Genomic DNA, 13,597 nt, shown 5'->3' on the forward strand with positions numbered 1-13,597 from the left:
ACATAGGGTGGCAGTGCGTCAAATGGATGGGACGGCCCCGTCGGGCCGACGCGAACCCGCCCTGCTTAAAACCGCGTCTCCCGCGCGACCCGCAGGAACGTATCGAGCAACGGCGTGCAATCGAGCAGCTCCGGCCCGCCCGCGCGATGAAACTCCGGATGCCACTGCACGCCCATCACGAACGGCGCGCGCCGATAGCGCACGGCCTCGATGATGCCGTCCGACGCCGACACCGCCTCGATATTCAGATCGCGGCCCAGCGTCTTCACCGCCTGATGGTGGATCGAGTTGACGATCGCGTCGCGTCGTCCGGGGAACATGTTCAGCAGCGTCGAACCATCGGGAAAATGCACGCCGTGCCGGTGCTGATCGTAGTTCTCGTTGACGTGGGCGTTCGCGGTAGGCACATCGGTCGCGATGTCCTGATACAGCGTGCCGCCGAACGCGACGTTGATCAGCTGGCAGCCGCGGCACACGCCTAGCACCGGCTTGCCCGATTCGACGAACTCGTGCAGCAGTTCGAGCTCGTACATGTCGCGCACGCGGTCGCCGGGCCATTCGTGGCTGCTCGCCGTTTCCGCGTAGGTCTGCGGCGATACGTCGGCGCCGCCTTGCAGCAGCAGGCCGTCGAGATGCTTCGCATAGTCGCGCAGACGGATGTTGCTCGGGTGCAGCATGCCCTGATGACCGACGGTCGGGATCATGAACACCAGCACGTCGCGCGACATCACCCAGTGCGCGATCGACTCCTCCAGATACTGCAGCGTCTTGCCGCGCAAGCCCTTCGCGCCCGGTTCCGGGTGGAAGATGCGCGCCGACACGCCGATGCGCAGCGTGCGCTGCGTGATCCGCTGTCCCGCGCGATCGAACAGCTGACGCGCGCGCGCCGCGACGATACGGCCGAACACGCTCCACGCCGAATCGCTCTGCTTCAGATAACGCGGCGGCGACGGCGGAAGCGCGTTGGGCGGAGGCGGATTGGTGGCGCTGAAATCGGGTGCCGCGCCGAATCCGGGCGGCGGCGAGCCGGGCGCGCGCGCCGCGGGCGCGGCGGTTTCGTCGGTGGCGATCTCGCCGTCGGTGGCGACGTCCGCAGCGCTGAGGCCGCCACCCACTAGAGGCTCGCCGGCGGCTGCCCTCGGTTTGACGGCTGGCTCGGGTTTCACCGTGGTCGCGCCGCCGGGGCGCGTACCGGCGCGCCGCGCTTCGCGCTCGTGCACCGCGGCTTCCTGGCGCGCGGTCGATTCGGCGGCGGCGCTGCGTGCCTCCGCCGCGTCGCGCAACCGCGCCGTGCGCGGATCTTCGCGAGTAACTGACGATGCGCTGATCGGATCGTCGGTCGACGACCGCGCGGTCGCCTCCTCGGTGGCCGGGCTCGTGTCTTTGGCGGCCGACTGGGTGGCATCTTCATGCGACGGAGGAAGCGAGGGCGCCGGTGCGGCCGGCGTGCCGCTCGGCGCGGGCGAGCTCGGCGGTGGACTGCCGGTCGTGCCGGCGTTTTCGGGTTTGTCGCTCATGACTGTCGGACGGGCGCCTTCCGCGCGAACGAATGAATGAATATGCCCTGATTATCCGTCAGTGCAGCAGGCCCGGCAAACCCGCAAACAATTACTCACATTGTTGCGAAGCTTTACACAAACCCTCTGAATCAAGGGTCTGGCCGCTCGTCGAAAGTCTCCCGCAACGCGATCTGCATCGACGCGTGAATCTTCACGCACCATCGCCACACGAGCGTGAGCAGCAGCGCGGCGCACATGAGCACCGCAACGAGCAGGCCCGTCGGCGGCAGGATGCTGCCCGACAGCGCCGCCACCAGCAGAAACACGCCGATCATCGACACGATCGGCACGAGGTCGGCGATCGCGTGACGCAGCGCGCTGGTGAAGCGCCCGGCAGCGGTCGGCTGCACGCTGACTTCGGCGAGCAGCAGCGCGAGCGACTTGGTCTTGCGATACACGGCCACGAGGAACGGCAGCGACACCACCAGCGCGACACTCCACTGCACGACGCGTTGCAATGGCTCCTCGTCGAGCCAGTGCGCGAGCAGCCGGCCGCTATGCGGCGCGCTATACGACACGACCAGGAAAATCGCCGCGACGAGCGCGAGATTCACCGCGATCTGCAATACGATGCGCCGCGTCATGCTGATCAGCGTCGGCTCGCCGCGCGCCGTGATCAAACTGCGCAGCCATTGCCCGTACATGCCGAACGCGTTGGATAACGTGGCGGGCATCGCGTTAGCGATGCGGCGCGTCAGCGGATCGGCGACGCGGATCAGATAGGGTGTCGTCAGCGTGGTCAACGCCGACACGGCGACCGCGATCGGATACAGAAACCCGCTCGTCACCTTCAACGTCAAACCGAGCGTCGCGATGATGAACGAGAACTCGCCGATCTGCGACACGGTCATGCCGACGCGCATCGACGTGCGCCCGTCCTGCCCCGACAGAAACGCGCCGAGCCCGCACGACACGATCTTGCCGACGATCACCGCGAACGTGATCACGGCGATCGGCCATCCGTAGTCGAGTATCACGGCCGGGTTCAGCATCAGTCCGATCGTCACGAAGAAGATCGCGGAAAACGCGTCCCGCAGCGGCGCGATCAGATGCTCGATCCGATGCAGATGGCGCGACTCGGCCATGATCGCGCCGATCAGAAACGCGCCGAGCGCGATGCTGTAATCGAGCTTGACGACCAGCAGGCAGAAGCCGAAGCAGAAGCCGAGCACGGACACGAGCATCATCTCGTTGCTGCCGGTGCGCGCGACGTAATTCAGCGCGCGCGGCACGAGCAGCACGCCGACCAGCAGCGACACCGTCATGAACAGCAGCAGCTTGCCGAGCGTGACGGCCGCGAGCCCGGCCGACAACTGCCCGGTCTGCGCGATGCCGGTCAGCAGCACGAGCATCGCGATGCCCAGAATGTCTTCGACGATCAGGATGCCGAACACGAGCTGCGCGAAGCTTTCGCGTTTGAGTCCGAGGTCGGACAGCGCCTTCACGATGATCGTCGTCGACGAGATCGCGAGGATCGCGCCGAGGAACAGCGAATCCATCGGGCTCCAGCCGAACGCATTGCCGATCGCGTAGCCGATCCACAGCATCAGCACGATCTCGGAGAGCGCGGCGACGATCGCCGTCGCGCCGACCTTGAACAGCTTGCGCAGGCTGAATTCGAGGCCCAGCGAAAACATCAGGAACACGACGCCCAGCTCGCCGAGCGTCTGAATCGTCTGTTCGTCATGGATCAGCTGGAACGGCGGCGTGTACGGTCCGATGATCACGCCGGCCACGATATAGCCGAGCACCACCGGCTGCTTCAGGCGATGGAACAGCACGGTGACGACGCCCGCCAGCGCCATCACGACGGCCAGATCCTGGATGAAGCCAATGCCATGGTGCATGAGCGTTTTCCTTACAAACGGTAATCTCGGAAGGCGCAGTGTAACAAACGGGCCGGCGATGTTTTTGGCGAATTCGCGCGCCGCGCCGCGCCGGCCCTGGCAGGCCGCTCGGCCGCAAAACCTTGCTCTACAATGCGGACGGACCTTTCCGTTGGCTCGACACTGCCCCGCTCATGCGCCCGAGCCGCGCTCAACCGGATCTCTACCGACATCATGGCCACTGACTTCGCTCCGTTCCCGCCGCTTGCCCAGCTTGCCGCCGATCTCGCCGCCGGCCGCACCACCAGCCGCGCGCTCGTCGAAACCGCGCTCGACCGGATCGCCGACCCCGCCGGCCAGGGCGCCGCTGTCTTCATGCACGTCGACGCCGATGCCGCGCGCGCCGCCGCCGACGCGCACGACCGCCTGCGCGCGGCCGGCACCGTGCTGTCGCCGCTCGCCGGGATTCCGGTGTCGGTCAAGGACCTGTTCGACGTCGAAGGCCAGCCGACCCGCGCGGGCTCCGTCGTGCTCGCCGGTGCGCCCCCCGCGAAAGCCGACGCGGTCGCGGTCGCGCGGCTGAAGCGGGCCGGCGCCGTGATCGTCGGGCGCACCAACATGAGCGAGTTCGCGTTTTCCGGGCTCGGCCTGAATCCGCACTACGGCCATCCGTTGTCGCCGTACCGGCGCGGCGTGAAGGGCGACGAGCGGGTTTCGGGCGGCTCGTCGTCGGGCGCGGCGGCATCGGTCGCCGACGGCATGGCGGCGGTCGCGCTCGCCACCGACACCGGCGGCTCGATCCGCATTCCAGCCGCGTTGTGCGGGCTGACCGGCTTCAAGCCGACCGCGGCGCGCATCCCGAAACAGGGCGGCGTGCCGCTGTCGTCGACGCTCGATTCGTTCGGGCCGATCGGTGTATCGGTCGCGTGCTGCGCGCTGGTCGACCGGATGCTCGCCGGGCTCGAGCCGCGCATCCCGGCCGCGCGGCCGCTCGAAGGCGTGCGTCTCGGCGTGCTGACCAACTTCGTGACCGACGGCGTCGAGCCCGAAGTCGCGCGCGCGATCGACACCGCGCTCAAGCACCTGGAGGCGGCCGGCGCGATCGTCAGCGAGGTGCGCTTCGCGCCGCTCGACCGCCTGCCGGAAATCAACCGCTTCGGCTTTGCGCCGATCGAGGCGTATGCGTGGCATCGCCCGCTGCTCGACAAGCATCGCGAGCAGTACGACCCGCGCGTGCTCGTGCGCATCATGAAAGGACAGCCGGCCACCGCGGTCGACTATCTGGACCTGCTCGCCGAGCGCGCCGCGATGCTCGACGAAGCCGCGCGCACGCTGTGGCAGCGTTTCGATGTGGTCGTCGCGCCCACCGTGCCGGTCGTGCCGCCGCGCCTCGCCGACCTGCTCGACGACGACCACACGTTCGGCCACACTAACGCGCTGATCCTGCGCAACCCGAGTGCGTTCAACTTCCTCGATAGTTGCGCGCTGTCGCTGCCGTGCCATCTGCGCGGCGACGCGCCGGTCGGCCTGATGCTGGCGGGCGCGCCGTACGCCGACGACGCGCTGCTCGCAATCGGCCGCGCGGCCGAGGCGGTGTTGAAAGCGATCCGTTAAAGCGCGGCAATCGTCAGGCGATAAGCGGCGCGAAAGGCGTTCGCGCTAGAATCGCCGGCACCCGCTCTATCGTCTCCAGACCAATCGAAGATCCATGACTAACGACTCCGCGATGCTGCGCCGCGAGCGCACCCTGCTGAATCTGCTCGGCCTGATCTGTCTCGCCCTCGTGGGCGGTGCGCTGTACCTGCAGTTCGGCCTGCGCGAAGACCCGTGTCCGCTGTGCATCATCCAGCGCTATTTCTTTCTGCTGATCGCGATCTTCGCGTTCCTCGGCGCGCGCTTCAAGAACTGGCGCGGCGTGCGCCTGCTCGAAGTGATGGCGGCGCTGTCGGCGCTCGCCGGCATCGCGACCGCCGCGCGCCATGTGTACATCCAGGCGAATCCTGGCTTCAGCTGCGGCTTCGACGAGCTGCAGCCGATCGTTGACAGCCTGCCGCCCGCGCACTGGCTGCCGAGCGTGTTCAAGGTCGCGGGCCTGTGCGAAACCGCATATCCGCCGATTCTCGGGCTGACGCTGCCAATGTGGTCGGGGGTCGCGTTCATCGTCGCGTTCATCGCGCTGGCGCTGAGCCTGGTGCGCAATCGCCATCGGGTGTCCTGACGACCGATCCGCATTGCCAATGACGCCGGACTTCGTGTCGCCCATGCTTGGGCCACCGGAGTCCGGCGTTTTTTTCTGCGCGATGTCCACCGATCGCGCACCATTGTCGTCGCTCCCTGGCCCGCGCACGCAACTTCTCGCTGCCGCGCGAATCGTACCAGGATCATGATCGCCGCCGCATGAGCTTCATGCGACGCGGGAAATATTTTCGGGCCGGGGTAGTGCTATCTTCGGGTATGGATGGCGATCTACGTGCGCGAGGCCGGCTTTTGCGACCCCATGCGTAACGCGCGCCCGGTCCGCACTGTCTTCCGATCCGCCATGACAACGCAAACCATCCGCTTCTATCACCAGGGGTCCGTCCGCGAGGTCGCGGGCGTTCCGGCGACGCGCACCGTGCTGCAGCACCTGCGCGAGGATCTGCGCTGCACCGGCACCAAGGAAGGCTGCGCGGAAGGCGACTGCGGCGCGTGCACGGTCGCGATCGGCGAACTCGACGCGCGCGGCGAGCTCGCGCTGAAGGCGGTCAACGCCTGCATCCAGTTCCTGCCGACGCTCGACGGCCGCGCCCTTTTCACCGTCGAAGACCTGCGCGCCGCGAACGGCGCGCTGCATCCGGTGCAGCAGGCGCTGGTCGACTGTCACGGTTCGCAATGCGGCTTCTGCACGCCCGGCTTCGTGATGTCGATGTGGGCGCTCTACGAGAACCAGCCCGCCAGCGCCGGCCTGCCGACCCGCGACGAAATCGACGCCGCGCTGTCCGGCAATCTGTGCCGCTGCACCGGCTACCGGCCGATCATCGATGCCGCGCAGAAGATGTTCGACTACGCACAGCATCCGCGCGTCGCGCTGGACCGCGATGCGGTCGCGGCCACGCTGCGCACACTGCAGCGCAAAGACACGTTCGAATACAGCGCCCCCGACACCCGTGGCGCCGCGTTCGGCTCACCCACCTTCCACGCCCCGCTCACACTCGACGCATTCGCGACGCTGCGCGCGCAGCATCCGGACGCGCGCATCGTCGCGGGCAGCACCGACGTCGGCTTGTGGGTCACCAAGCAGTTTCGCGATCTCGGCGACCTGCTGTACATCGGCAACGTCGCCGAGTTGAAGACGATCGCGCGCGACGCGCAAACGCTGACGATCGGCGCGGCGGCCACGCTCGAAGACGCGTACGCGGCGCTCACCGCCGACTACCCCGAGCTCGCCGAACTATGGACGCGCTTCGCCTCGCTGCCGATCCGCAATGCGGGCACGCTCGGCGGCAACGTCGCGAACGGCTCGCCGATCGGCGATTCGATGCCGGCACTGCTCGCGCTCGGCGCCGAGGTCGAACTGCGCCGCGATCGCACGACCCGCACGCTGCCGCTCGACGCGTTCTACCTCGGCTATCAGAAGACCGCGCTCGCGGCCGGCGAATTCGTCAGCGCGCTGCGCGTGCCGCGCCCGGCAGGCGCGCTGCGGTTTCGCACCTACAAGGTGGCGAAGCGTTACGACCAGGACATCTCGGCGGTGTGCGCGGCGTTTGCGCTGCACGTCGCGCAAGACGGCACGATCCGCGCGGCGCGCGTCGCGTTCGGCGGCATGGCGGCGACACCGAAGCGCGCCGCGCATGCCGAAGCCGTGCTCGACGGTGCGGCGTGGAACGAACAAACCGCCCGTCGCGCGATGGACGCGCTCGCCGCCGACTACCAGCCGCTCACCGACATGCGCGCATCGAGCGCGTATCGGCTGAAGGTCGCGCGCAATCTGCTGTGGCGCTTCTACCTCGAAACGCGCGACGACGCGCCGCTCGCGCTCTGCGATGTCAACGCGTTCGCGTTCGAAGCGGACACAGCCGTCGCGAAGGAGTCGCCGTGATGAACCGGACCGATGCCTTTGTCGAACACGCGGGCGAGCGTGCCGATCAACGCGATGCGACGCCTAACGATGGCAGTAGCAGCGCGTCGATCGGCGTGCCGCTGCCGCACGAATCCGCCGCGCTGCACGTGAGCGGCGAAGCGACCTACACCGACGATATCGCCGAGCTGCACGGCACGCTGCACGCGGCGCTCGGCCTATCGCGCCATGCGCATGCGCGGATCGTGTCGATGGATCTCGACGCGGTCAGAAACGCGCCCGGCGTGATCGCGGTGCTGAGCGCCGACGATATTCCCGGCGAAAACAATTGCGGCCCGGTGCTGCACGACGATCCGATTCTCGCCGACGGCGAAGTGCTGTACCTCGGCCAGCCGGTCTTCGCGGTGATCGCCGAAACTCACGAGCTCGCCCGCCGCGCGGCCGCGCTCGCGAAAAGCGACGACGTGATCCGCTACGAGCCGCTCGACGCGATCCTCACCGCCGCCGATGCCAAAGCCGCGAAGCAGTTCGTGCTGCCGCCGCTGCATCTGCGGCGCGGCGATCCGGACGCGAAGATCGCCGCCGCGCCGCATCGGCTGGCCGGCACGTTCGAGGTCGGCGGCCAGGAGCAGTTCTATCTCGAAGGCCAGATCGCCTATGCGGTGCCGAAGGAGATGGACGGCATGCTCGTCTACAGTTCGACGCAGCATCCAAGCGAAATGCAGCAGGTGGTCGCGCATATGCTCGCCTGGCCCGCGCATAACGTCGTGTGCGAATGCCGGCGCATGGGCGGCGGTTTCGGCGGCAAGGAATCGCAATCGGCGCTATTCGCGTGCGTGGCCGCGCTCGCGGCGCAACGCTTGCGTCGGCCGGTCAAGCTGCGCGCCGATCGCGACGACGACTTCCTGATCACCGGCAAGCGCCACGACGCGGTCTACGAATACGACGCGGGCTTCGACGATCAGGGCCGCCTGCTCGGCGTGCGCGTCGAAATCGCGCTGCGCGCCGGCTACTCCGCGGATCTGTCGGGCGCGGTCGCGACGCGCGCCGTATGCCACTTCGACAACGCGTACTACCTGCCCGACGTCGATATCGTCGCGCTGTGCTGCAAGACCAATACGCAGTCGAACACCGCGTTTCGCGGCTTCGGCGGACCGCAGGGCGCGCTCGTGATGGAGGTGCTGCTCGACGGCATCGCGCGCGAGTTGCGGCTCGATCCGCTCGACGTACGGCTCGTGAATTACTACGGCGTCGGCGAACGCGATACGACGCCGTACGGACAGCGTGTCGAAGACAATATCATCGCGCCGCTGACCGACGCGCTGCTCGCTTCGAGCGACTACCGCGCGCGGCGCGCGGCGCTCGCCGAATTCAATGCGAAGAGTCCCGTGCTCAAACGCGGCCTCGCGTTCTCGCCGGTCAAGTTCGGCATCTCGTTCAACGTGCCGTTCCTGAATCAGGCCGGTGCGCTCGTGCACGTGTACAAGGACGGCTCCGTGCTCGTCAATCACGGCGGCACCGAGATGGGCCAGGGGCTCAACACGAAGGTCGCGCAAGTCGTCGCGAATCAGTTCGGCTTGCCGCTATCGCGCGTGCGGGTGACGGCGACCGATACGTCGAAGATCGCCAACACCTCCGCGACCGCGGCTTCCACCGGCAGCGATCTGAACGGCATGGCAGCCGTTGCCGCCGCGCAGACGATCCGCGCACGGCTCGCCGAAGTCGCGGCGCGCCAGCTCGGCGGCGACGCGAGCGACGTGCAGTTCGCGCGCGGCAGCGTATCGGTGAACGGTGGCGCGCTGCCGTTCGAACAGCTCGTCAACGCCGCGTATCTCGCGCGTGTGCAGTTGTGGTCGGACGGCTTCTACGCGACGCCGAAAGTGCATTGGGATGCGAAGACGCTGACCGGTCATCCGTTCTATTACTTCGCGTATGGCGCGGCGGTGTCGGAGGTCGTCGTCGATACGCTGACCGGCGAGTGGAAGCTCGTGCGCGCGGACGTGTTGCACGACGCGGGCCAATCGATCAATCCGGCGATCGATCTCGGCCAGATCGAAGGCGGCTTCATTCAGGGCATGGGCTGGCTCACCACCGAAGAGCTATGGTGGAACCGCGACGGCCGCCTGATGACGCACGCGCCGTCGACGTACAAGATTCCCGCGGTCAGCGACACGCCCGCCGCGTTCCACGTGCGGCTCTACGACAACAGCAATGCGGAGCCGACCGTGTTCCGCTCGAAGGCCGTCGGCGAGCCGCCATTGCTGCTGCCGTTCTCGGTGTTTCTCGCGATTCGCGACGCGATCGCAGCCGCGGTGCCGGGCGTACAACATGCTCCGCTGTTGCGCGCGCCCGCGACGCCCGAGGCGATACTCGCCGCGCTGGACGCGTTGAGCGCGTCCGACGCGTCGCAGCACGCAGATCCGACCGAAGCCGCCGCGCACCCCGACAGCGCCGACATCCACACGCCACCCGCCGCGCCGACAAGTGACGCGGCCCCGCAAGGAGAATCGCCGGATGCAAGCCTGGCTCACTGACCTGCAACATCTGCTCGCGCATGGCGACGCCGCCGTGCTGGTGACGGTCGCGCGCGTCGAAGGTTCGGCGCCGCGCGAAGCCGGCACGAAGATGATCGCCACGCGCGAGGCGGCCAGGCATACGATCGGCGGCGGCCACCTCGAATGGAAGGCGATCGAGACCGCGCGCCAGGTGCTGCGCGACGGCATGCGCGCACCGCACATGCGGCGGCTCGAACGCTTCGCGCTGGGGCCGAGCCTCGGGCAGTGCTGCGGCGGCGCCGTGGTCCTCGCGTTCGAGCGGCTCGACGTCGGCGATCTCGGCTGGCTCGCTTCGCTCGCCAAGCGCCTCGCGGCGGGGCAATCGACGGTGCGTAGCGTATCATTCGGCCCCGCGCCGGATGCGGTGATGCTGTCCGAGCCCGAGCCCGGCATCGACGGAGCCGACTGTCTGCTATGGGACGGCGCCGGTTTCGACGACAGCAGCGCGTTGCTGACCGAAACCATCGCGCCGGGCGAATTCGCCGTCGTGCTGTTCGGCGCCGGTCACGTAGGCGCGGCGCTCGTGCGCGTGCTCGCGACGCTGTCATGCACGGTGCGCTGGGTCGACGAACGCGACGCGCAGTTTCCGCCGCTCGATACGCTGCATGCGCCGAACGTGACGATCGATGCGAACGACGCACCCGACGAAGCGATCGATCAGGCCGCGCCGAACACCTACTTCATCGTGATGACGCACAACCACGCGCGCGATCTCGACCTCGCCGAGCGCATCCTGCGGCGCGGCGATTTCGCGTTCTTCGGCATGATCGGCTCGCACACCAAGCGCAAGCAGTTCGAGCACCGGCTCGCGGCGCACGGCATCGATCCGGCGCGGATCGCGCGGATGAAGTGTCCGCTCGGCGTCGAGGGCATCGTCGACAAGTCGCCCGAGGTCATCGCGATCTCGGCGGCCGCGCAGGTATTGCAGGCGGTCGAGGCGAACGCGGGCGCGCGCCACGCGACGCAGTCGGTCTGATCCGAGAGCCGCACCGCTCGTTACCCCATAAACAATTCCAAATCACCATGAATACGACAACAGCTACCCCCGTTTCCGCCGTTACGCTCGCCGAGAAAACCGCGCGCGCGCCGAAGGCCGAGTTGCATATCCACATCGAAGGCTCGCTCGAACCCGAGCTGATTTTCGCGCTCGCGCAGCGCAACGGCGTAAAGCTCGCCTACGACTCGGTGGAAGCCTTGCGCGCGGCTTATGCGTTCACCGATCTGCAATCGTTCCTCGACATCTACTACGCAGGCGCGAGCGTGCTGCTGCACGAGCAGGACTTCTACGACATGACGATGGCCTACGTCGAGCGCTGTGTCGCCGACAACGTCGTGCATAGCGAAATCTTCTTCGACCCGCAGACGCACACCGAGCGCGGCGTGCGGATCGCAACCGTGGTGGCCGGCATCGAACGCGCGCTGGCCCACGCGGAAAAGCGCGGCATCACGAGCAAGCTGATCCTGTGCTTCCTGCGCCATCTGTCCGAGGACGATGCGCTCGCCACCTTCGACGAAGCGCTGCCCCTCTTCGAGCAGTACAAGCATCGGCTGATCGGCGTCGGGCTCGATTCGTCGGAGCGCGGTCATCCGCCGTCGAAGTTCGAGCGCGTATTCGCGAAAGCGCGCGCGCTCGGTCTGAAGCTCGTCGCGCATGCGGGCGAGGAAGGCCCGCCGTCCTACATCTACGAAGCGCTCGATGTGCTGAAAGTCGACCGCGTCGATCACGGTGTGCGCAGCATCGAGGACCCGGCGCTCGTCACGCGCCTCGCCGATACGCGCGTCGCGCTCACCGTGTGCCCGCTGTCGAATCTGAAGCTGTGCGTGTTCGACGACCTGACCAAACACACGCTGAAGGACCTGCTCGATCGCGGCGTCGCGGTGACCGTCAATTCCGACGATCCGGCCTATTTCGGCGGCTACGTGAACGCCAACTATCTGGCGACGATCGACGCGCTGAAGCTCGACGACGCCGAGGTCTACACGATCATCCGCAACGGCTTCGAGGCGTCGTTCGTGACGCCCGAGGAACGCGCGATGCTGATCGCTAAGCTCGACGCGCACTGGCGGCAGTAAGCCACGCGTTAATGGATTTCAACTGACCGGCCTCGACTGACGTCGCCGGCCAGCGGTTTCGCTTCGTTCGGGGATCGGTAAGACCCCGAACCGGGAAACCGTTGCCTGTGCCGCCCAGCTTTCAACATTCGGAGACAGCTTTTCCATGACTGAGTCGGCTCATACCGCGCAAGCGGCACAAACTGCATTCCGTGCGCCGCTGCTGACCTTCAACGGCGATCCGGCGCACGCGCCGAACGCCGCTGTGTTTCACGAGGACGGTCTGTTGATCGTCGAAGACGGCCGCGTCGTCGCGGCCGACGCGTATGCGGCGCTCGCATCGCGGCTCGCGCCCGGCACCCAGATCGTGGAGCGACGCGACAAGCTGATCGTGCCGGGCTTCATCGATACGCACATCCACTATCCGCAGACGGACATGATCGCGTCGCCGGCGCCGGGTCTGCTGCCGTGGCTCGATACGTACACGTTCCCGACCGAGCGCCGCTTTGCCGACATCGACCACGCGCGCGACACCGCGAGCTTTTTCGTCGATGAACTGCTCGCCTGCGGCACGACGACCGCACTCGTGTACTGCACGGTGCACAAGGAATCCGCCGATGCCCTGTTCGCCGAGAGCGAAGCGCGCAATCTGCGCATGGTCGCGGGCAAGGTGCTGATGAACCGCCACTGCCCCGAGTTCCTGCGCGACACCGCGCAATCGGGCTACGACGACAGCGCCGAGCTGATCGGCCGCTGGCACAATCGCGGCCGCCAGATGTACGCGCTGACGCCGCGCTTTGCGCCGACCTCGACCGAGGCGCAACTCGAAGCATGCGGCGCGCTCGCGCGACTGCATCCGGACGTGTTCATCCAGAGCCACGTCGCGGAAAACACCGACGAAGTGAAATGGGTCGCCGAGCTGTTCCCCGGCCACCGCAGCTATCTCGACATCTACGATCACTACGGGCTTTTACGCCGCCGCGCGGTGTACGGCCATTGCATCTACCTCGACGACGAAGACCGCAAGCGCATGGCGCAAACCGGCGCGCTCGCGTCGCACTGCCCGACGTCGAACCTGTTCCTCGGCAGCGGGCTGTTCGACTTCGAGAAGGCCGACTCGGCCGGCATGCCGATCGCGCTCGCGACCGACGTCGGCGGCGGCACGTCGTTCTCGATGCTGCAGACGATGAACGAAGCGCACAAGGTTGCGCGCCTCGGCGGCCATCATCTGACGGCGACGCGCATGTTCTATCTGGCGACCGCGGGCGCGGCCGAAGCGCTCGATCTCGGCGACAAGGTCGGCACGCTGAGGGACGGCTCGGAAGCGGACTTCGTCGTGCTCGATCCGCAGGCGACGCCGCTGCTCGCGCGCCGCACCGCGCGGCGCGAATCGCTCGAAGAGTTGTTGTTCGCGTTTGCGCTGCTCGGCGACGATCGCGCGGTGTATGAAACGTATGCGGCCGGCAAGCGCGTGCATCGCCGCGACGACGCGCGCCGGCACGTGCCGGGGCGCGCGAAGATCGCGGCTTGAGACTAGCTCGGTTGACG

The 13,597-nt window shown here is 67.4% G+C and carries 9 protein-coding genes; 7 read left to right on the forward strand and 2 right to left on the reverse strand.

Annotation, left to right across the window (positions count from 1 at the left end; genetic code table 11):
* Positions 1–65 precede the first annotated feature (65 nt).
* Both AB3X95_RS06695 and AB3X95_RS06700 read right to left on the reverse strand, forming a co-directional pair.
* Positions 66–1,517, reverse strand: coding sequence for a gamma-glutamyl-gamma-aminobutyrate hydrolase family protein (locus AB3X95_RS06695; RefSeq protein WP_368620940.1), 1,452 nt, complete (start codon positions 1,515–1,517; stop codon positions 66–68).
* A gap of 131 nt (positions 1,518–1,648) precedes the next feature.
* The gene (locus AB3X95_RS06700) at positions 1,649–3,406 is read right to left on the reverse strand and encodes a cation:proton antiporter (protein ID WP_368620941.1); all 1,758 of its coding nucleotides are present in this window, start codon (positions 3,404–3,406) and stop codon (positions 1,649–1,651) included.
* A gap of 213 nt (positions 3,407–3,619) precedes the next feature.
* Here AB3X95_RS06700 and AB3X95_RS06705 point away from each other — a divergent pair, with 213 nt between their 5' ends.
* The 7 genes from AB3X95_RS06705 (at position 3,620) to guaD (ending at position 13,580) form a co-directional block, all read left to right on the forward strand.
* A complete protein-coding gene (locus AB3X95_RS06705; protein WP_368620942.1) occupies positions 3,620–4,999 on the forward strand; it encodes an amidase in 1,380 nt (459 codons plus the stop codon).
* 94 nt (positions 5,000–5,093) lie between these two features.
* Positions 5,094–5,603, forward strand: coding sequence for a disulfide bond formation protein B (locus tag AB3X95_RS06710; protein ID WP_368620943.1), 510 nt, complete (start codon positions 5,094–5,096; stop codon positions 5,601–5,603).
* A 321-nt stretch (positions 5,604–5,924) separates the two neighbouring features.
* Positions 5,925–7,463, forward strand: a complete 1,539-nt coding sequence (xdhA, locus tag AB3X95_RS06715; RefSeq protein ID WP_368620944.1) for a xanthine dehydrogenase small subunit — start codon at positions 5,925–5,927, stop codon at positions 7,461–7,463.
* Complete coding sequence (gene xdhB, locus AB3X95_RS06720) at positions 7,463–9,976, forward strand: xanthine dehydrogenase molybdopterin binding subunit (RefSeq protein WP_368620945.1); 2,514 nt, start codon at positions 7,463–7,465, stop codon at positions 9,974–9,976. Before xdhA ends, xdhB begins: the two co-directional genes overlap by 1 nt.
* Positions 9,957–10,973 carry a xanthine dehydrogenase accessory protein XdhC gene (gene xdhC, locus AB3X95_RS06725; protein WP_368620946.1) on the forward strand — a complete coding sequence of 339 codons (1,017 nt, stop codon included), beginning with the start codon at positions 9,957–9,959 and terminating at the stop codon, positions 10,971–10,973. The genes xdhB and xdhC overlap by 20 nt, the downstream gene beginning before the upstream one ends.
* Positions 10,974–11,020: 47 nt before the next feature.
* Positions 11,021–12,070, forward strand: coding sequence for an adenosine deaminase (locus AB3X95_RS06730; protein WP_368620947.1), 1,050 nt, complete (start codon positions 11,021–11,023; stop codon positions 12,068–12,070).
* A gap of 145 nt (positions 12,071–12,215) precedes the next feature.
* A complete protein-coding gene (gene guaD / locus AB3X95_RS06735) occupies positions 12,216–13,580 on the forward strand; it encodes a guanine deaminase (protein WP_368620948.1) in 1,365 nt (454 codons plus the stop codon).
* The last annotated feature ends 17 nt before the right edge of the window (positions 13,581–13,597 follow it).

The organism is Paraburkholderia sp. BR13444 (assembly GCF_040948755.1).
Taxonomy (GTDB): Bacteria; Pseudomonadota; Gammaproteobacteria; order Burkholderiales; family Burkholderiaceae; genus Paraburkholderia; species Paraburkholderia youngii.